Here is a 20,671-nt window from a genome sequence, read left to right on the forward strand (position 1 = left end):
CAAAATCCAAGGAATGACTTGTCCCGCGCCCGGAATCGTCTGGCTGGTTTGGCTAATGCCGCCTTGAAGATGCGTAGCGCGGATTGAGTCCACAACTAGCATTCGTGCCGGAAGCTGCGGCGAGACACTGCCGACGTGTCGCGAATTGGCAATTGCCGGGAAAGCCCCATCTGCGGCCTTGCAGGCAATATCGATCCGCAGAAGCTGCTTGGACGTGACTTGAGAAGGTCAACGTGGCAAGGCTTGCAAGCAGTGCCAACGCCAGGACGCTGAGACGCATTTTAAGCTCCTTTGCCTGAACTCGCGACCGCAACACTCAACATCGACGCTCCGTCGCACGATTGAGTTCCGCTTTGGCCAATGAGCGCGCGGCGTGGCGAAGCCACGTAAGAGCCGAAAGCTATATACTCATCACAACAGGCTATCGGCCGATGAAAAAATGGTACCACGCGATCCGAGCGGACAATATAGGTAATGTCCCTGAGCTCGTTGCGAACAAATACGACAACGTCCTTCGCGAGATGGGAAAACCAGACTACGAAGCCGTTCGGAAAGAGTTGCAATCGCTGCGAGAAGGATCGTTCTCGGACCTGCGCCGCTAGATTCTCTACCTCCGTATCTGACCGCCTGATCTAGCGTCTGATCTACGGTTGCCTAATCCTGGCATAGCTTATTCAGGAAAACCGGCTATCATCGTTTGTGATTGAGATAGATACGGCTGGCTCCGCAGGGCTACCCAATCGTCTTACGCGTCGGAAGCGCATTGCTAAGCCGCCCACGGTCGTGTTGCGAAATGCCCGGAAATGGCACAGCGGCAGGCTGTTCCGGTATCGCCACGACACGCCGAGCCAAATGGGAGCGGGATCAAAGCGTGACGGCAAGCAAGAATCCAGCTGAACAGGCGCTGGTACCTGGCTCGCTCTTCCTTAAGCAGCCGGCGCTCCAGCTCATCTATGACACTGCGCCGATCGGACTTGCGTTCCTATCGCCGGATTGCCGCTATCTACACATCAACCAGCACCTGACGGAGATCTGTGGCATCTCGGTAGAAGGTCATCTGGGCCGCACCGTCCGTGAATGTGTGCCGGCCCTCGCCGATTCCGTCGAGGCGATCGTACATTCAATCATGACGACAGGCGAACCGGTGACAGGTGTCGAAGTGGCTGGTCAGCGCCCCAGCGAGAACGAGCATCGGGCCTGGATCACCTATTGGCATCCCTTGCGCAACGCGCGCGGCGCTATCGTCGGCGTCAACGTCGCGGCCGAAGAGATTACCCAGCGCAAACAAGCCGAAGCGACGCTGCGCGAGAGCGAGCAACAGTTCCACTCGCTGTCTGATTCCATCCCGCAACTGGTCTGGATGGCCGACCATGCCGGCCGAATATTCTGGTTCAATCGCCGATGGTACGAGTACACGGGTGAAGCGCGGACTGAGGGCGCCGTGCAGGACTGGCTGCCTCTGCTCGACCCAACACTACTACCGCAGGTGTCCCAGGAGTGGGCAGAGGCCTTGCGTGACAGTACGCCGCTAGAACTTGAACTTCGGCTCCGCAGCCACACCGGCGCCTATCACCCATTTCTGACCCGGGCCATCCCGCTCCGCGATGCTTGCTCGACCGTCTATCGCTGGATTGGCACCCACATAGAGATCAGTGAACAGAAGCGGCGCGAGGAGCACATCCGCTTCATCGTCGCCGAGTTGTCACATCGCACCAAGAACCTGCTCGCCGTCGTGATGGCCGTCGCCAGGCAAACCGCGCAGTATGCTAGCGATGTGAATCAGTACCAGGAATGCTTCATCGGTCGCCTTCAGGCGCTCGCCTTTTGCCATGACCTGCTAGTCAAGGACCAGTGGCAGGGCGCTTCGCTCCATGACCTGGTCATGTCACAGATGAGGCCGTTTAGCGAAACAAACTCCGGCCGCATCGACGCCGCAGGCCCCCCCGATCGTTCTTAAACCCGACGCAGTGCAGAATCTCGGACTGGCTTTCCACGAACTCGCAACCAATGCCTCGAAGCACGGCGCGCTGTCCGGCCCGCGCGGCGATGTCGTTATTCAGTGGCAGGTCGATTCGGCGAGCAACCGCATCCGCGTACATTGGCGCGAAAGAAATGGACCGGAGGTTGCGCCGCCGCGGCAACACGGGTTTGGCCATGTTGTGATCGAACAAATCGTGCCACGGGCGCTGGCCGGCAGCGGCACGCTGGAATTCGCACCCGCGGGCGTAAATTGGACTTTCGAATTCCCTGGTGAGGATACGTGACGCGCGCGAGAGCGGCGATAGGAGACACAGGTAGCGAAAAGAGGCCGGGCCATAACGTGAGGGGCGACCATTCGTTCGTCGCTCAGCCTGTTGAAGCGGTGGTCTTGACGCTCGAAGCGCGCTCAAGGCTGTAAGCGGTGGTACGACCTGCTGTACCCTTAAGCGTCAGCGGACGCTGGCGATCGGCAAGCCCAGAGGGACTTTCTTCCGGGCACCTTCAATCGCGAGCTGTGAAAGCCCGCCGGTGGCCTCCAGCAGCAGTTTGGTCATTCGCTCGATGGTTTTCTTGGTGAATCGCTCCCGCGGCCCAGAGAGCGAGACCGCGCCGATGAGCTCGTGGTCGAGCCCGAACACAGGAGCGGCCAGCGCAGCACAGGACGGATCCCGCTCGCCATCTGAATAGGCGTAGCCTTGCCGGCGTATCTTGTCCATGCCGGGATCGGCACGATCCGTGAAGGCGCGCAGGATCTTGCCAGCAGCGCCGCGATCCAACGGCAAGATGTCGCCCACGTTTATCGTGTCCAGCGTGGAATGGCCCGAGTTGACCCTGAAAGTGCAAAGACGCCGGTTGCCATCGAGAACGTGAAAAGAGGCACTCTCCGTACCTTCAGCCACAAGCTGCCGGAGAGCGGCATCTATCGCGGCATCGAGATGGAAGGATGTCTTGTAGGCCATGCCGAGGCGGAATGCTGCGGGCCCCGGCGCATAGGCGCCCTCCGAAGTGCGACGAATATATCCGAAACCTTCAAAGGAGCCGAGAAGGCGCAGGATAGTGCTCTTGTAAAGCCCTGTCGCCTCGGACAGACGCGCCAATGTCACCGGCGCAGGCTCAGTTTCGAAAACCTGCAGGATGGACAGCGCCCGCTCCAGCGCAGCGACTTTCAGCGGTTCCTGGATAGATTGCTTCTTCACAGCCATGGCGTTCGACCGAAACTCAAAATGACGTTACGAAAGTCGCCTCAGTATTTCAATTGAAGACCTTTGGCGACAATCGGTGGGCCGAATCGAGTCTCCTCTTGCGAGGAGACCTGAAAGCGAAGCGGCCACATTCGGCCCACAAGAGTCAGTTGATATCATGAAGCTTATGAAAAACCGGAAAGTATTCGTCGGTCAACCCTTGCGCTTGGGCCTTGGCGAAAACGTCCTCAAGTAGCTTTGCGCCCAGTGCCGTAACGCCGGCGGCTTCGGCCAGCGCCAGCGCGTAGGTGTTATCCTTGCGGGCATAGGCAGTGGAAAAGGCGCGCACGGGAAACTCCCCGGGCAGGATTGCCTTCATGCCGTGGTTCCGCAATGCGAAACTGTCGGCGGAGCCCTTGGTGAAAACGTCGAACAGCACATGACTCTCGACACCCGAGCGCGTGGCTATCGCCATTGCCTCGGAGAGCGCGTGCACCGTTTGGAAGAGAACCATGTTGTTGAGGATCTTCACGATCTGACCGCCTCCCACTGCTCCGCAGTACGAGACGTCAGACCCCATGCATTCGAGCACCGGACGCAGGCGCCGGAAGGCAGCCTCACTGCCTCCGACCATGATGCTGAGCGTGCCGTTCTCGGCTGCCTGCCGTGTGCGAGCAATCGGCGCATCGATGAAATCGGCGCCGGCTGATTGTGCTCTCGTTGCAAGCCTACGGGTCAAATCGACCGGGGTTGTCGAGGTGTCGACGACGATCTGGCCGGGACGCAGATGCGGCTCGATGCTGCCGAAGACACTTTCGACGGCCTTGCCGTCGGGCAAGGACAGCAAGAGAACATCGACTCTCCCGTTCAACTCCGCCGGAGTAGAGGCGGTATCCGCTCCCAATGCTCCGATGTTTTTCATCGCGGCCTCATCGCGATCGAAGATCACGATTTTTGTGGACGGCAACCTGCGGATGAGGTTGCGGCACATGGGTCCCCCCATGACACCAAGTCCAATGAAGCCAATCGTATTGATAGTCGAGGAAACGTTGTCCATGCCATTCACCATTGCGCGCGGGCAGTTCATTTCGTGGAGAGGTAGATGCTCTTGCTCTGCTGATAGAGCCTCATGCCCTGGAGGCCTTTTTTCTCGCCCGAAGCCGCTGTCCTTGAAGCCTCCGAAGGGCGATGCGATGCTGAGTTGCTTATAGGTATTGATCCAGACGGTGCCCGCCTCGATGGCGCGCGCAATTCGCCATGCCTTGCGATAATCGGCCGTCCAAATACCACATGCGAGTCCGAAGGCGCTGTCATTCGCCTGGGCGATGAGGTCGTCCTCGTCGCGGAAGCGGACCACGCACAGGACGGGACCGAAGATCTCCTCCTGGCATACGCGGGCTTTATTGGTGAGACCGGTAATGATCGTTGGACGATAGAAAGCGCCCTTATCGAATGCCGCGCCGGCCGGACGCGCACCGCCGGTTGCAATATGTCCGCCCTCCTTGCGCGCGAGTTCAACGTAGCTTTCGACCTTGTCCCGGTGCTGGTGCGAGGCCAGTGGCCCGAGATCCGTTTGCGGATCATCCGGCATGCCGATCTTGATGGCTTCGACTTTGCGAACCAGGCGCGCCACGATGTCGTCATGCAGGCGTTCATGCACGAAGAGCCGGGACCCGGCCACGCAGGATTGTCCCATGCCTTCGAAGATGCCCCCGATCACCCCTTCGCAGGCGGCATCGACATCAGCGTCTTCCAACACGATATGCGGCGACTTGCCTCCCAATTCGAGCGCGGCGGGAATGAGACGGCGGGCAGCAGCCTGCGCGATCGTCCTGCCGGTTTCGGTGCCGCCAGTGAACGACACCATGCGCACGGCCTTCTGCTCGAGCAGCACCGGGCCAACATCCCTTCCTAATCCGGGAAGCACGGACAGCAAGCCCGACGGCAGGCCGGCTTCCTCGCAGATCCGGGCAAGAATCAGGGCCGGAAGCGTCGTGACTTCCGAAGGCTTCAGGATAACCGCATTGCCGGCCGCCAGTGCCGGAGCCACCTTCTGGGCCTCCATCGTGAGCGGTGAGTTCCAGGGCGTGATAGCGGCGATGACGCCGTACGGCTCGTGAACCGAGATGGAGAGATAGTCGCCGCGACTGGGCGGCAGCGAGGATTCCAGAGTTTCACATACAGACGCGTAATAGCGGAAGGTTGCCGCGGCGCTTGCAGCCTGTTGCCGGCACTCCTTGAAGGCCTTTCCGTTCTCGATCATTTGCGCTTTGGCAAGCTCATCGAGCCGTGCGGTAATGCCTTGGGCAATGCGAAAGAGATAATCGGCGCGCTGATGCGGCTTGAGATTGCGCCAATGGTCTTTCGCCGCAGACGCAGCCGCCACCTCGCAGGCGGCAGCGATCTCGGCCGATGAAGGCGTTCCGATTTCGGCGTTGATCTGGCCGCCGGCCGGATTGGTCGTCTGCATGACGGGACCGGCGCCGCGTGCCCAGCGCCCTGCGGCCAGGAATTCCATTACCATGTAGTTTTTCTCTCTTGTGACCGGAAGAATTACGCAAAAGTCGGCCAACGCGGCGGACGAACGCTCTGCTCGATCGCCGTCATTCTGACCATTCTGATCGCGGTGGATCTAAAGCCGCTTGCCGCTCTCGGTATCAAAGACGTGAAGGTGGTCCGCATCCACGCCGAGACTGATTTCGTCGCCTGGTCTGAGGTTAGTGCGGCCCGAAACGAGGACGCGGACGACCTCACCCTTCATTCGCGCCATGATCTGCGTTTCCGAGCCGGTCGGCTCGACCACCGACACCTTTGCCGGCCATCCGGTTTCGCGCAGCGTCAAATGCTCCGGCCTTATTCCCAGCGTGACCCGTCCGGTGACCGGCACTCGTGTTTCGGGCAGCGTGAATTCCTCTCCGCTCTCGAGCCGCAACCGTCCCTCATCCGCAGCCCCCTTGAAGAAATTCATCGGCGGGGAGCCTATGAAGGCAGCGACGAACAGCGATTGCGGCCGGTCGTAGAGCTCGAGCGGTTCTCCCGCCTGCTCGACATGGCCGCCGTTCATGACGACGATACGATCGGCGAGCGTCATCGCTTCGACCTGGTCATGCGTCACGTAGACGGTCGTGGTCGCGAGCCGCTGATGAAGCTCTTTCAGTTCCGAGCGCATCTGAACGCGCAGCTTGGCGTCGAGATTGGAGAGCGGCTCATCGAACAGAAAGACGTTCGGGTTACGAACGATGGCCCGGCCCATGGCCACGCGCTGGCGCTGCCCCCCCGAAAGCGCTCTCGGCTTGCGCTCGAGAAGATACTCCAGTCCGAGGATGCGAGCGGCATCGGCGACACGCCTGTCGATCTCTTCCTTCGGCGTTTTCCTTTGGCGCAACGCAAATCCCATATTGGCGCGCACGGTCATATGCGGATAGAGCGCATAGTTCTGAAACACCATTGCGATGTCGCGGTCCTTCGGGGCGACGTCGTTGATGACCCGGTTGCCAATCGTAATCGTGCCGTCGCTGATGTCCTCAAGCCCGGCCATCATGCGAAGCAGGGTGGATTTTCCGCAGCCGGATGGGCCGACCAGGGCGACGAATTGACCGTCGGGAATGTCGATCGAGATGCCGTGGATGACCTCAAACGTCCCATATGATTTGCGCACGTCTTTTATGCGGACGCTTCTCATCCATTCCTCCTGTACGCCGCGCAGCCACGGCCGGATGGGCCATCCATGCACCGACCCATCGACGTTTCATGTGAACACGTCACGATCATCCTTTGGTGGCTCCGTCGGCGAGCCCCTGGATAAGCCACTTCTGCACGAGAAGAGCGAAGACGACGACCGGAATGACCGTCATGGTGCCGACTGCTGTCAGTGCGCCCCAGTTGGCACCGTTCACGGTATCGCCGGCAATGTTCACGATAGCGACGGGAACCGTCGAAGCGACGCGATTGGTGAGCACGATCGCGAAGAGCAACTCTTCCCAGGCGAGGATCACACAGAAGATCAGCGTCGACAGCAGTCCCGGGACGGAAATGGGCACGATGATCTTGAAGAACGCGCCGAAACGGTTGCAGCCGTCGAGCATGGCCGATTCTTCCAGCTCCTTGGGCAACGCCTTGAAGAAACCGCGCATCAGCCACATCACATAGGGAATGAGGAATGTGCAGTAGGCCAGGATCAGGATGATGTGGCTGTCGATGAGACCAAAGGCACGGCCGACGAGAAACATCGGCACGGCAAGCGCGATTGGCGGAACGCCGCGCGACATCAGAATGAGGACGCCGAGAAAGCCAGCGCCGCGGATACGGAGCCGGGCGAGCGCATAGCCGGCCATCGTACCCGCAACAATAGAGATGATGCCCGACGCGAAGGCGACGACCACCGTATTCAGCATCTGGTGGGGAATCGTGCTGCGCTGAAGATAGCTGACGTAGTTCTCGAGCGTCGGCGTGAAGATAAAGGTGGGCGGCGAGGTGAAGATGTCCTTCTGCAGCTTGAACGACGTCAGGACCATCCAGAAGACTGGAAACAGGAACAAGAGCGCGGCCACGATGCTCGCCACGACACGCACCCGGTCGCCGGACCGCAAGCTCGCACGGTGCGCGATTGAACCGAAGGTATCGTCGCTCAATGCATCTCCTCCAGCATGCGGCTGCCCCGCAGGAAGATGGCGGTCAGGACCATCGTCCCGACAAGGACGATGACAGCCATCGCCGCAGATTCGGCGAATTTCAGAGACCTGAACGCTTCCTCGTAGATGAACAGGTTGATGACCTGCGTCGACGCACCGGGCCCACCGTTGGTCGCGGCAAGCGCGATATCGAACATTTTCACGGCACCGAGCCAGCGGACGATGAACGTCGCCGCGATCATCGGCAGGAGCAGCGGGATCGTGATGGACCAGAGTTTTGCCCACCAGTTCGCGCCGTCGAGTTCGGCAGCCTCGAAAATATCCCTCGGCAGCGCCATGATCGCGGCAGTCCCGATCAGGACGACGAATGGCGTCCAGCGCCACGTGTCGATAATGACGACGGTGAGCATCGCCAACCAGGGATCGCCGAGCCAGTCGTAAGGGCCAAGCCCGACAAAACCCAGAACGTAGTTGGTGATGCCGTAGAGCGGATCGAGCATCATGCGCCATACGCCGCCGGCAACGACGGGAGCGACCACCATCGGGATCAGGAACAGGGCGCGGATGACGCCGCGCCCCGCCCATTCAACATTGACCAGATAAGCAATTCCAAAACCCAGCACGATCTGCAGCGGCAGGGAGAGCAGAAGGTAGACCCCCGTCACCTTGAGCGATGCCCAGAAGCGAGTGTCGTGCAGCACCTCCGCGTAATTGTCCCATCCCACCCATTCGGTCGCGGTAAACGTGCTGAGATCCAGCTCGGAAAAGCTGATCTCGAACGTGTACAGGATCGGATAGGCCAACATCGCCAGCAGGATTAGTCCTGCGGGCGACATGAAGGCCCAGCGGCTGACGAAATCCGTCAGCCTCTCGGTGCGCGAATGCCATGTTCGCACGGGTGCGGCTTTGAGACTGCTCATCAGGACGCGTTAGCGCAGGATCTTCTCGACCTTGACGGCAGCTTCCTGGAGCGCGGCCTCCGCAGTGGCCTGGCCAGAGATTGCGGCTGCGACCGCATCCGCAAGAACCTGCTGGACGGCATCCGACTTCGGATGCCGCAAACGCCACATCTTCCCCTTCTCGATCGTGTCGTATCCCTGCTGGAGCGCTTTAAACACCGGGCTCAGCCATTCGCTTTCCGGCGTGCTTGCAAGAGTGGATTTGCGAGCCGGAAAACCGCCGAGAGCGTTGCTGTGCCACTTCTCTCCCTGCTTGGAGCTGAACCATTGCAGCAAGCCCCAGGCCGCCTGCTTGTTCGGACTCTTCGCATGGATCGTTCCGCTGGCGATGCCGCGATGCGCACCAGCCATCGCGCTGCCGACCGGCATTACCTGCAGCCCGACCTCCTCCGGCTTGAGTGTTGTCGTCTTGGGATCGACCGCGCTGTTGCGATAGACGCTGCCCCACATGAAGCTCGTGGCGACTTGTCCCTGGCGGAAGGATTGCAGGGCCTCGCTATAGCCATGGCTGACGCCGCCGGGCGGAGCATATTTGAGCAGCGCGATATGGGTCTTCAGCGCCTTGACACCGATCTCATTGTTGAATGCAGGTTTGTTGTTCTTGTCCAGCAAAGAACCACCGTTGGCATTCAAGATTGCCTGCCAGATCGTGGGGGTCAGCGCATCCCGCTTGAAATAAGTGTCGATCGCCCATGCATCGATAGTGCCGTCACCATTGGTATCCTGGACTAGCTTCGGAGCCTGCTCCAGGTATTGGTCCCATGTAAGGTCGGGCGTCGGCTCGGGCAGACCAGCCTTCTTGTAGAGCGTCTTGTTGACGAACATCAGCAACATGTTGGAGCGCAGCGGAACGCCATACTGAACGCCGTTCCATTGGGTCGCTTCGAGCGGCGCCGCGTTGAAATCATCCCAGTCGTAGCCGGGGTCCGTCCACGCGGCGGTTTCCTTCCTGATGTCGAGCAGCGCGCCGGTGCGGGCGACCTGCGGCGTCCAGGGATCGTCCACGATGATGACGTCGTAGGTCGGCTGCGACGCCGTTGCGTCGAGCATGATTTTCGCGAGGAGCTCGGCGTAGGGGACCGGATCGATGGTGACCTTGATGTTCGGATACAGCTTGTTGAACTCGGGCACCATGCTGGCTTGCCAGGCAATGCCGTAGGCAGCATCGGAGATCACCCGAAGCTGGACAGGAGACTCCGGCGTTCCCAACGCCGAACTTCCCTGCGCGCCGAATGCGCGCGTTGCAACGGCAGCCGCGCCTCCGACCATAACCGCACGGCGCGATATTGAACCGAAATTCCGATAATTCCGCATCATTAAGTCCTCCCAGCCACGAATTCACTTCGCGCGCGTTTATTTCCGGCGCTTCAGGCAGGCTGAATCCTGCCTGAAGCACCTGAAGCCTTCCGATGACAGTTCTTCAGTTCATCGAATGAATTGATTGACGAAATCGGCACCGAGGCCGACTTTGATGTAGTGGTTTCGGCACAGCTCAATGCGCTGGAAGACGTCCGAGAACCCGTTGATGTTTCCGTTCTCGTCCATGTAGAGCATCGAGCCGCTGACCAGAAACCAGGTGATCATTTCCTGGCAATCCTCATCGACAACGAGGGTATGCGTTTCACCCGGCGGCTCAAACACGTAGCTACCTTCTGTCGCAACCCAGTCGTGCTCCAGATAGCGCCACTTACCCTTGATGACATAGCCATGGACCGGAGCGGGGTGCCGGTGACAGCTAACGACGCCAGCGGCCCGCACGCGCAGCAGGCTGGTCCAATAACCTTCCACCGAATTCAGAAGAAGCGGCCGAAACCACACCTGGTCTCCCATTGGGACCCAGACGCGCTCGTCGTCGGGTAACGCCTTGAGGACCAGCTCAGGGACCATGCCGGCCGGCTGACGTTCGGGCGGCACGGGTTTCGGAAACGACGACATACGTTTCAACTCCTTCTCTTTTCATCTCCCCATCGCGAACTCGAATTCCCCGTAAGGCTCGGCGCGCGATCGAAGCACTTGACCAACCTTCTTCGATGGGTCAGTTATAGAACTGCGTTCTAATAAATGCGTCGTTGAGACGTCAAGCTGATTTTTGATGATCGGAGGGAAGTCCGAATGATTGAGAGCCTCATGATGGATTCTCCCCTTCTGCTTTCATCCATCATTGAATATGCGGCCACCTGCCACAGTGACACGGAGGTGGTCTCGCGCAGCGTTGCCGGCGATATCCATCGCTACGGATATTCGGACGCGTATGAGAGGATGCGCAGAATCGGAGCAGCGCTTCTGACGTCGGGGCTGCAGCATTCGGACCGCGTCGCGACCCTATGCTGGAATACACATCAGCACTTTGAATTGTTCTATGCCGTGCCCTGCGTGGGCGGCGTGCTGCACACAGTCAATCCGCGTCTTTCGGAAGATCACATCGTCTACATCATCAATCACGGCGGCGCGAAAACGCTGTTTTTCGATAGCGGCTGCGTGGAGATCGTCGACAAGATTCGTGACAGGCTCGATGCCGTCAGAACATTTGTCTACATCGATGATGGCAATATTCCCGCTGGAAGCGTGACTTCCTACCTCGATTACGAGACCCTGGTCGCGGACAACGAGGCGCTTCCTGAATTCCCTACTTTCGATGAGAAGTCCCCGGCGGTCCTTTGCTATACGTCGGGCACAACCGGCAATCCCAAGGGAGTGCTCTACTCGCATCGATCGCTTGTTCTGATCGCGCTTGCGAGCATCGCCAAGGACTTCTTCGGAGGCTACAGCAACGGTAGTCTCGATGCTTACATGCCTATCGCCGGAATATTTCATGCAACCGGCTGGAGCTTTCCGCACACCGCCCCGATCAGCGGCGCCAAGCTCGTCTTGCCCGGCAGGCAGCATGATCCCGCGGTTCTCTGCAAGTTGATGCGCGACGAGAATGTCACGATCGCCGGCGCCGTCCCGACGGTTCTGTTGATGCTGTGCGACTGGCTGGATCAGAACAAGGGGACCCTGCCGAGCCTGCAATCTTTCCTGACGAGCGGCAGCGCAGTTCCTTTGCCCCTGATCGAAAGGTGGGAGGCGCGCAACGTCAACATTGTCCAGACCTGGGGGATGACTGAATCGCTGTGCTCCAGCAAAGGCACGCTCAAACCCGGGCTGGGGCAACTCCCGAAGAACGAGAGACTTGCGTACAAGAAGAAATCCGGGAGAGTCTCCTGGGGCACACGTCTTCGCATCGTCGACGATAATGGGCAGGTGCTGGCTCACGATGGCACTTCGATCGGTCATCTCCAAGCGCGCGGGCCCTGGACGGCGAGCGGTTATTATAATGAGCCGACAAGCCCACTTAGCGAGGACGGCTGGCTCCTTACCGGTGATATGGCGACGATCGACTCGCAGGGTTACATCGAAATCAAGGACCGCTCAAAGGACATCATCAAGTCGGGCGGCGAATGGATTTCCACCACCGAGCTGGAGCAGATCGCCCTCACCTATCCGGGTGTACGTCACGCCGCGGCGATCAGTATTCCGCATCCCAAATGGCAGGAACGACCCTTGCTCGTCATTCAGAAAGAGAGGGATGCCGATTCGGTCGAGGAAGGTTCACTGATAAGCTTCATTGGCGACAAGGTCGCCAAATGGTGGGTTCCCGAACGTGTCGAAGTCGTTGAGCAGATGCCCATATCGGCGACGGGCAAGATCCTGAAATCCGAACTGCGCAAGCTGTTTCCGACGTAAGGGCTCGCGAGCGCCATGAAATTCCCTTCGATGTCTGCCGATGGCGGTATGCCCGTCTACCGGACCAACGTCCCGGATAGCTGGGTCGATCACAACGGCCACATGAACGTCGCAACTTATCTGACTGCATTCGACGCCGCGGTCTGCGCGTTCTGCACGGATTGCGGCATCGGCCCGGACAAGATTGAGGAAACCGGCAGCACAGTATTCGTTGCCCAGGCGAACGTCGTCTACCGGCGCGAGCTGCACCGGGCCGACCCGATCATGATCGACATGCGCATTCTCGATCTCTGTGGGGATCGCCTGCATGTCTATATGACGATGCATCATGAGCAAGACGGTTATGTCGCGGCAGTATGCGAGCAATTGCTGGTGTGCGTCAGCATGAAGACGCGACGTCCGACCGATCTGTCTGAGCACGTGTACGGTCGCTTCGCTTCCATCTTCGATCGACAGAGAGGATCGCCGCCGCCGCGTTATGCCGGTCGCGTCATTTCCCTCCGTCGGAGTTGAGGCTCGTCAGGAAATTCGTCCGTTTCGATCAAGCAGGATACCCATGCCCGATAAGATCATTGGCTTCCCATCCCTCTATGTCCAGGGGCCTCAGGCGCTTCGCAAGCTCGGCCCGTGGCTGAACGGCATTGCCGAATCCAAATTCGCAGCAGCTCTTGTCGACCCATTCGTCATGCCGATCTTCGAGGCCGCGGCGCAGGAAATCGAGCGCGAGCACGCGATCCAGGTCAAACTGTTCGCCTTTTCGGGCGAGTGCACACGGCGCGAGATTGATCGCCTTGTCGCGCTCATGGAAGGAACGCCCTTCGACGCCATCATCGGCGTGGGAGGCGGTAAGGCACTGGATACTGCCAAGGCAGTGGCACATGCGCTTTCCGCGCCGATTGCCATCGTCCCCACGATTGCCTCCAGCGATGCACCGACGAGCAGGCTAATGGCAATTTACGATGAGAACCACAAGATCATCGAGGTGCCGAGACTGCGACGCAATCCCGATGCCGTGTTCGTCGACACGTCCATCGTCAGGTCCGCGCCACGCCGTTTCTTCATTGCCGGCATCGGAGACGCCATCACGAAGAAATTCGAAGTGGCGGACTCCAGAGCCGCCGGACTGCCCAATTTTTTCGAAGATGCACCGACAGAGCTTTCATCACTGCTGGCTGACAGATGCTACGAAGTCATTCGTTCTGATACGATGACCGCGTTGGAAATGTTCGGCCAGGATACGCCGAGCGCCGCGGCAAGCGAGGCTTTTGAGCGGATTGTAGAGGCAACCGTACTCTATTCCGGGCTGGCTTTCGAAGGCGGTGGGCTATCAGTCGCTCATGGATTGCTGAGAGGGCTCACGCCCTATCCCCAAACGCAACACGTCTTGCATGGCGAACTGGTCACCTACGGCCTGATGGTTCAACTTGCCGCCAAAGAAGTCGACGATCATTGTCTGCTCGACATCAGGCAGTTCCTGAGCCGCATTGGCCTGCCCGTGTGTCTTGCTGATATCGGACTGAATTCGGCTTCCAGCGACGACATCGCCACTATTGCTGCCCTGGCCTTCGAAACACCTTATCTGAAGGCGCGATCGAATGAGCTTAGCGCTCAAAGGATAGCAAACGCCATGTCGCGGATCGAAGGCCTGAAGTGATGCAGCTGCGAGCCGGCAGCTAACTGAGCCGTTGTGCGCCGCGGGTTGTGCGGTGGCCTGTCCTTGACGCAATCTCACGATGCACCATGTGCCCGTTTGGTATTGTCGAGAAACTGCCGCACGCTCTCCCGCCAGGTAAATGTCAAAGCGTAGGCCCGGCATTTTTCACGAGGCACCTGCAACGCGTCAAGCGCGGCGCGTCGCAGGTCTACATCGAGGCAGCCGCACCCTGATCTACCGATGACGTCGAGCGGACCCATCACCGGAAAGGCAGCGACCGGCAAGCCACACGCCAGGGCCTCGAGGATCACCATCCCGAACGTATCGGTGAGGCTCGGAAAGACCAGGACGTCCGCCGATGCATAGACATCGGCAAGTGCTTCCCTCGTCCGCGTGCCGAGAAAGTGCACTTGCGGATATTTCGATTCCAGGCTCGCGCGCGACGGCCCGTCGCCAACCACAACCTTCGAGCCCGGCAGGTCGAGGCTCAGGAAGCCTTCGAGATTTTTTTTCGACCGCGATGCGACCCACGTACAGAAACACCGGCGTCGGGAATGCAAGCGGCCTCTCGGCGCGGGGGCGGAACAGATCGGAATCGACGCCGCGCGACCACCGCATCAGGTTGCGGAATCTGTGCGCCGTCAGCGCCTGCTCGAGCGTCGGCGAGCCGACCATGGTGCCCACGCCGCTGTTGTGAAAACGGCGTAACGCCGCATAGCTCCAGTTCAACGGCACCGGCAGCCGCGCCGCCAGATATTCCGGAAAGCGGGTGTGATAGCTCGTCGTAAATGGATAACCGCGCTTCCGGCAGACATGCCGTGTGATCCACCCGATGGGTCCCTCGGTCGCGATGTGCACCGAGTTCGGCCGCATCGCGGTGATCGCGCGATCGATACGCTGTGCGGAAGCAAGAGAAAGGCGTATCTCCCTGTAGCCGGGCAGCGGCACCGTCCGGAAATCGCTCGGTGTGAGAAAAGAGATGTCGGCGCCGAGCGACGGCGCTTCGCTTGCGAGATACTCGAGCGAGCGAACCACCCCGTTGACCTGCGGACGCCAGGCGTCGGTTGCCACCAGCACGCGCATCAGGCGACCGCCCTCGCGAAAGGTACCAGATTCGCTTCGCCTGACATCTGGTGTCGCCGCGCTTCGGCCCATCGGATGATCTCGAATTGACCATCATAGTGCTCGACCACCCCCGAGCAGGATTCCACCCAATCTCCGGTGTTGATGTAGCGAACACCGAAGTCTTCATGCATCGCCGCATGATGGATATGGCCACAAATCACACCCTGGACGCTGTGACGCCTCGCCTCGGACGACAGCACTTCCTCGAAATGACCGATGTGGTTGACCGCATTCTTGACCCTCAACTTCGCCCAGGAAGAAAACGACCAGTAGGCAAGCCCCAATCGGCTCCGGATCCTGTTGAGCCATACGTTGGAGGCAAGCGCGGCCCGGTACCCCCAATCGCCGAGAAGAGCAAGCCATCGGGCGTGACGCACGACCACATCGAAATGATCACCATGAACGACGAGATAATCGCGGCCGTCGACACCCCTGTGAATCGCATGTTCGACCACTTCAACGCTGCCGAACGTCGAGCCGACATAGTCGCGCACGAACTCGTCGTGATTTCCGGCGACGTAAACGAGGCGCTTGCCCTTGCGCGCGAGCTCGACCAGCTCCTGCACGACCTCATTGTGCGCCGTCGGCCAATACCAACTGGACCTCAGGCGCCAGCCGTCGACGATGTCGCCGACCAGGAACAGCGTCTCGGCGTCGTGGTGGCGAAGAAAGTCAAGCAACCGATCGGCCTGACATCCCTTGGTCCCGAGGTGGACATCGGAAACAAAGAGGCTCCTGACCTTGACGACGTCGCGAGGTGGAGAACGCCCCCCCTCCAGGCGACGGCCTGCGCCCGCCCCGGGCATCGAAGGCTTCGAGGCGCGGTCACAATCGACCGCCTCATGCCGAAACGCCATGGCCACGGCGTCCACCAAACCCGCGACGGCTTGCGTCAGGTCACGGTTGGCGCGTCGCCTGAAGATCGAGCGGTGCCAACATACGCCGCCGATAAAGGCCAGGAGCGCGAGTTCGGCACTCCGATGCCGTCCGTCGGAGGCCGCAACGCCAAACTGATAGCTGGCAAGCAATGTCAGCGCCGCTGCGGTGATGCGCTCCAGGGCACCCCTGCCGCGTCTCAAGCGGGAAAGCAGGGCGCTCATGCGGCCTCCTCGGCAGGCGTATGAGTGGGAATCGCGCGTGATCGCGTGCCGCAAGGCGGAGCGATCGACCTCTTGTAGAAACGAAATCCCAGGATGATGGTGACCTCCACCGCAATGAGGACGGCCGCCACCCAAAAGCCGATACTGACCGGATCATGGCTGCTGCCCCGCAGCGCGTAGCCAAGACTGAGAAAGGGCATATTCCAGATCACGGTGCCGATCGTCGTGGCCGCGACGAATGCGCGGGGCTCCAGGCCGAGCACCCCGGCAGGCAACGCCAGATAGATCCGCACGGTGGGCAAGGTTTGACCGATCAGCGTCACCCAAAAATGGTTACCGCGATAGGCGTTGGCCAGTCGTGCATAGAGTGTGGGGCGAAGGAATACGTATTTTCCGTAGCGCGTCACCAAACCCTCGATGCGCTGCGAACCCAGCGCCCGGCCAATCCCGTACCAGCCAATGGCACCAACGACGGATCCGACGGTCGTCGCCATGATCGTCACGGCAAGCATCGCGCCGTCGGAGACCGTCAGGCCCAGAAGCATCAACAGGACGTAGGACGGAAACAGGGGAACGAACTTCTCGACGACGGCCAGACAGCCAATCCCCACGAGGCCGAAGTTCAGAAATGTTACGATCGCGCTCGATGTTTCCATGGTGCCTCAATCAAGGGTGGGTTGACGTCGGCTGATGCGGTACACCGAAGCCGGAGGTACGTTGAGTAGCGTCTGCCCGATGCGGACAGCTTGCAGGCCGAGTTGATCCAGGATGCAGTCCGGGACCGGGCAGCGCGGGCCGTAGGTGATCTGATAGAAGGCGCCGCCCGGGCGGAGGTAGCCAAACGCACCGCGGAGGATGGCAGCGACTTTTTCCGGCGCCATCGTGAGAAGCCCGAGCCCGCTGACGACGGCACCGACCGGCGCTTTCTCAAACAGCTTTTCCTTGTGCAGCCATGCGGCGTCCATCCAAAGCACCCGCGCCCGCGGGAAACGTCGTTGCAGCAGCGGGATGAAATCCGAGCCGTATTCGACCAGCGTCAGATCCAGTTCGCTCACGCCGCGATCGAGCAGCGCGTAGGTGAACGAGCCCGTGCCCGGACCGAGCTCGATGACCGGGCCGGTCTGCGCCGTGATCTCCTGCGTCATCAGCGACGCGACGGCTGCGCCCGACGGCGCGACCGCGGCGACGCGCACCGGATTGCGAATCCAGGCAAGAAAGAACGGCAGGATGTCAGCAGCCGGCATGCTGGCGATCTTCGTTGATGAGAGCGCCGCCGGTTTCGCAGCAGTGATTTGGACGCAAATCCATTCGCATGTCTTTCGGGTTGCGGGTGCCCGCTATCGAAGGCGGACAGCCCGTTAGCCAGTTGAGCTGTGTCCGTCGGCGGTGGGATGAACCAGCCAAGCCCGACGGAGATCTCGGTCCCATGCGGAGATTGCGGGAACATGTCGCGAATGCGCGTTCTTTCAAAATGATCCGGCGGCAATGCATTTTCCGGACAGACCGCAAGGCTGCCGCAATGAAATGGGCTTAAAGGCGGCAGGCAGGACGAAGAACGAGCCGCCGAACAGAGCTCTGCGCACGATCCCAATCCCTTCCCAAAGGGGAAACAGAATCGTAGAATTATTCCCGTCGGGCGGAGCCCTCAGCGAGTTCTGAGCCGGGTTCAGTCCTGACCCTGGTGTGTGCGGAAGGTGAGGATCCCGGCCAATACACCTTTGCCTCGATCGACGTCCCCGCGAGGGTGATCCTTGGTTGGTTGGGCTTCCTGCAATGCGGGAGGACATCCATGAGTACCATCAACAATTCGAGTGCGCCGCAGACGAAGCTTTTGTGGATTGCGGTTGCTCTTCTGGGCGCCGTGTCATTTGCGATCGTGGCGCTCAATCGAGGTGAAGCGGTCAACGCCTCGTGGCTGGTCATCGCCGCGATTTGTATCTATTTCATCGCCTATCGGTTCTATGGGTTGTTCGTCGCCAATCGGGCGCTCGGGGTCGATGGTACGCGACAGACACCTGCCGTCCGCCACAACGACGGTCTCGATTACGTCCCGACCAATCAGTATGTGCTCTACGGCCATCATTTCGCGGCAATCGCCGGCGCGGGTCCTCTGGTTGGTCCAGTGCTTGCCGCGCAAATGGGCTATCTGCCGGGCACGCTCTGGATCCTCGTTGGCGCGGTGTTTGGCGGTGCGATCCAGGACATGACCGTGTTGTTTCTATCGACGCGGCGCGATGGTCGCTCGCTGGGCGACATCGTGCGTGCCGAGATGGGAGTGGTCGCTGGCACGATCGCCGGAGTTGGCATTCTCCTGATCTGCGTCATCGTACTTGCGGTCCTCGCTCTCGTTGTCGTCAAGGCACTGATCGGCAGCCCCTGGGGAACTTTCGCAGTGTTCTGCTCGATTCCGATCGCGCTTTTGATGGGGGTCTATAATCGGTTTATCCGCCCCGGCATGGTCGGCGAAATGTCGTTGCTCGGCTGCGTGTTGCTTCTCGCAGCGCTGATCTATGGCAAGACAGTGTCTGAGACGCCTGAGCTCGCCACGTACTTCGATCTACGGGGCGAGACGCTCGCGCTGATCATCATCGGATACGGCTTCGTCGCATCCGTGCTGCCGGTCTGGCTGCTTCTGGCCCCGCGCGATTACCTTTCGACATTCCTTAAGATCGGCACCATTGCGCTCCTGGCTATCGGCATCGTCATCGTTCGTCCCGATCTCCAGATGCCCGCCGTCACCAAATTCATCGACGGCAGCGGACCAGTCTGGGCCGGCGGCTTGTTCCCGTTCCTGTTCATTACGATCGCCTGCGGCGCCGTCTCCGGATGGCACGCTCTGATTTCGTCAGGGACGACGCCGAAGATGATCGAGAACGAAACGCAGATCGCATTCATCGGCTACGGCGGAATGTTGATGGAATCGTTCGTCGCCATCATGGCGATGATCGGCGCGAGCATCATCCATCCCGGCGTCTATTTTGCGATGAACAGCTCTGCAGGACTAATCGGCACCACCGCTGAGCAAGCCGCGCAGGTCATCTCGGGATGGGGGTTCGTGGTGACCCCGGGCGAAATCACTCAAATGGCTAAGGACGTCGGAGAGACCTCGATCATGTCGCGCACCGGCGGTGCACCAACGCTCGCCGTCGGCATGGCCCACATCCTGTCGTCGTTCCTTGGCGGCCGTGCCCTGATGGGCATCTGGTACCACTTCGCGATCCTGTTCGAGGCCCTGTTCATCCTCACGACGGTCGACGCCGGAACACGCGTGCTCCGGTTCATGATTCAGGATCTCATCGGCAACGCCATTCCAGCTTTCAAGGAGACTGCATCCTGGACCAACAACCTCATCGGCTCGGCGCTATCGTGCGCGCTATGGGGCTACTTTCTCTACGTCGGCGTGATTGATCCATTGGGTGGCATCTGGACGCTGTGGCCCTTGTTCGGGACAGCCAACCAGATGCTGGCGGCCATTGCGCTAACGGTGTGCACCGTCGTCCTGTTCAAGATGAAACGCGAGCGGTTCGCGTGGGTGACCATTGTGCCCGCCGCCTGGCTCGTGGCCTGCACAACGACGGCCGGGCTCGAGAAGGTCCTCAGCCCCGATCCAAACGTAGGGTTCGTCAGCCACGCACTCAGATACAGCGACGCGGTCGCAGCGGGGCAGTTGCTCGCACCTGCGAAGACGTTTGGCGAGATGAACCGGATCGTGTTCAACGACTACGTCGATGCAACGCTTGCGGCCTTGTTCGTTCTGGTAGTCGTTGCGACCGTGATCTATGGCCTGATCAATATCCGGCGAGCGCTGGGAAATCCGGAGCCGACCGCAATGGAAATCGGGCTCGCTGGAGCAGCCGCGGGAGGTGGCCATGCCTGATCTACAGGATTTGTTCGACCAGTCCGCCACCGCGATGCGAGCCGCGCGATATTGGAGCACTCGTACTGCGCGTCTGATGATCGGCGTTCCCGATTATGATACATACGTTGCACACCGGCGGGCGAGGCATCCCGACCAGCCAATCATGACCTATGTGGAGTTCTTCCGCGAACGCCAGCAGGCGCGCTACGCCGTCGGGAAAGGTCGCTTTAGAGGCTGCTGCTGAAGGACTCTAGCGGCGGCCAACTGACTGTCAAACAGCGGACACAAGGTCTCGGCCTCGCGACTTGTTTCGCCCGAGCTTTGCTTTGTCGCTCCGCCCTCTCTCGAACCAAGAGCAACTGTGCCGGAAGTAGACCGCTGACCGGCCGGGCTCAAGGCTGGCGCTGGCGCGCCCCCGCCTTCGGCGGCTGACGGCCTTGACCCCCATCCGCTCAG

The 20,671-nt window shown here is 60.2% G+C and carries 17 protein-coding genes and 1 pseudogene; 6 read left to right on the plus strand and 12 right to left on the minus strand.

Annotated features, from left to right (window positions below; all coding sequences use genetic code 11):
• Positions 1-52 precede the first annotated feature (52 nt).
• A complete protein-coding gene (locus tag AC629_RS27120) occupies positions 53-280 on the minus strand; it encodes a DUF3551 domain-containing protein (protein WP_084807972.1) in 228 nt (75 codons plus the stop codon).
• A 591-nt stretch (positions 281-871) separates the two neighbouring features.
• Here AC629_RS27120 and AC629_RS27125 point away from each other — a divergent pair.
• A complete protein-coding gene (locus AC629_RS27125; RefSeq protein ID WP_245332008.1) occupies positions 872-1,957 on the plus strand; it encodes a PAS domain-containing protein in 1,086 nt (361 codons plus the stop codon).
• 472 nt (positions 1,958-2,429) lie between these two features.
• On the opposite strand, the gene AC629_RS27135 is transcribed toward AC629_RS27125, so the two are convergent.
• The 7 genes from AC629_RS27135 to AC629_RS27170 all read right to left on the minus strand — a co-directional run bounded on the left by AC629_RS27135 (position 2,430) and on the right by AC629_RS27170 (position 10,686).
• Entirely contained in the window at positions 2,430-3,182 is a 753-nt protein-coding gene (locus AC629_RS27135; RefSeq protein WP_084807975.1) for an IclR family transcriptional regulator, read from the minus strand.
• A gap of 145 nt (positions 3,183-3,327) precedes the next feature.
• Positions 3,328-5,685 carry an aldehyde dehydrogenase family protein gene (locus AC629_RS49000; RefSeq protein WP_245332009.1) on the minus strand — a complete coding sequence of 786 codons (2,358 nt, stop codon included), beginning with the start codon at positions 5,683-5,685 and terminating at the stop codon, positions 3,328-3,330.
• Positions 5,686-5,793: 108 nt separating this feature from the next.
• The gene (locus tag AC629_RS27150) at positions 5,794-6,843 is read right to left on the minus strand and encodes an ABC transporter ATP-binding protein (protein WP_084807987.1); all 1,050 of its coding nucleotides are present in this window, start codon (positions 6,841-6,843) and stop codon (positions 5,794-5,796) included.
• A gap of 85 nt (positions 6,844-6,928) precedes the next feature.
• Positions 6,929-7,792: a carbohydrate ABC transporter permease gene (locus tag AC629_RS27155; RefSeq protein WP_245332010.1), complete on the minus strand. Its 864-nt coding sequence runs from the start codon at positions 7,790-7,792 to the stop codon at positions 6,929-6,931.
• On the minus strand, positions 7,789-8,712 hold the full coding sequence (locus tag AC629_RS27160) for a carbohydrate ABC transporter permease (RefSeq protein ID WP_245332011.1): 924 nt from the start codon (positions 8,710-8,712) through the stop codon (positions 7,789-7,791). Before AC629_RS27160 ends, AC629_RS27155 begins: the two co-directional genes overlap by 4 nt.
• Positions 8,713-8,721: 9 nt before the next feature.
• Complete coding sequence (locus tag AC629_RS27165) at positions 8,722-10,068, minus strand: ABC transporter substrate-binding protein (RefSeq protein ID WP_245332012.1); 1,347 nt, start codon at positions 10,066-10,068, stop codon at positions 8,722-8,724.
• Between the two features lie 108 nt (positions 10,069-10,176).
• Positions 10,177-10,686, minus strand: a complete 510-nt coding sequence (locus AC629_RS27170; protein WP_084807978.1) for a 2,4'-dihydroxyacetophenone dioxygenase family protein — start codon at positions 10,684-10,686, stop codon at positions 10,177-10,179.
• A 177-nt stretch (positions 10,687-10,863) separates the two neighbouring features.
• On the opposite strand from AC629_RS27170, the gene AC629_RS27175 reads away from it, so the two are divergent.
• Genes AC629_RS27175 through AC629_RS27185 form a run of 3 tightly spaced genes read left to right on the plus strand, consistent with a single transcriptional unit; the run spans position 10,864 to position 14,131 of the window.
• A complete protein-coding gene (locus AC629_RS27175) occupies positions 10,864-12,477 on the plus strand; it encodes a long-chain fatty acid--CoA ligase (RefSeq protein WP_084807979.1) in 1,614 nt (537 codons plus the stop codon).
• Between the two features lie 30 nt (positions 12,478-12,507).
• A complete protein-coding gene (locus tag AC629_RS27180; protein WP_168195592.1) occupies positions 12,508-12,990 on the plus strand; it encodes an acyl-CoA thioesterase in 483 nt (160 codons plus the stop codon).
• Between the two features lie 43 nt (positions 12,991-13,033).
• Positions 13,034-14,131 (plus strand): glycerol dehydrogenase, encoded by a 1,098-nt coding sequence (locus tag AC629_RS27185; RefSeq protein WP_168195593.1) that lies wholly within the window; start codon positions 13,034-13,036, stop codon positions 14,129-14,131.
• 74 nt (positions 14,132-14,205) lie between these two features.
• Here the strand turns inward: AC629_RS27185 and AC629_RS27190 are convergent.
• The 4 genes and pseudogenes from AC629_RS27190 to AC629_RS27205 form a co-directional block, all read right to left on the minus strand.
• A pseudogene (locus tag AC629_RS27190) lies at positions 14,206-15,214 on the minus strand (glycosyltransferase family 4 protein).
• Positions 15,214-16,062, minus strand: coding sequence for a UDP-2,3-diacylglucosamine diphosphatase (locus AC629_RS27195; RefSeq protein WP_084807990.1), 849 nt, complete (start codon positions 16,060-16,062; stop codon positions 15,214-15,216). Before AC629_RS27195 ends, AC629_RS27190 begins: the two are co-directional and overlap by 1 nt.
• A 290-nt stretch (positions 16,063-16,352) precedes the next feature.
• Positions 16,353-17,012, minus strand: a complete 660-nt coding sequence (locus AC629_RS27200) for a DedA family protein (RefSeq protein ID WP_084807982.1) — start codon at positions 17,010-17,012, stop codon at positions 16,353-16,355.
• Between the two features lie 6 nt (positions 17,013-17,018).
• Entirely contained in the window at positions 17,019-17,600 is a 582-nt protein-coding gene (locus AC629_RS27205; RefSeq protein WP_084807983.1) for a class I SAM-dependent methyltransferase, read from the minus strand.
• A 545-nt stretch (positions 17,601-18,145) separates the two neighbouring features.
• Here AC629_RS27205 and AC629_RS27210 point away from each other — a divergent pair.
• Together AC629_RS27210 and AC629_RS27215 are read left to right on the plus strand one after the other, a co-directional pair.
• A complete protein-coding gene (locus tag AC629_RS27210) occupies positions 18,146-20,233 on the plus strand; it encodes a carbon starvation CstA family protein (RefSeq protein WP_084807984.1) in 2,088 nt (695 codons plus the stop codon).
• A 34-nt stretch (positions 20,234-20,267) separates the two neighbouring features.
• Positions 20,268-20,459 (plus strand): YbdD/YjiX family protein, encoded by a 192-nt coding sequence (locus AC629_RS27215; RefSeq protein WP_143199472.1) that lies wholly within the window; start codon positions 20,268-20,270, stop codon positions 20,457-20,459.
• The last annotated feature ends 212 nt before the right edge of the window (positions 20,460-20,671 follow it).

It is taken from the genome of Bradyrhizobium sp. NAS80.1 (assembly GCF_001908205.1).
In the GTDB taxonomy this organism is placed as follows: domain Bacteria; phylum Pseudomonadota; class Alphaproteobacteria; order Rhizobiales; family Xanthobacteraceae; genus Bradyrhizobium.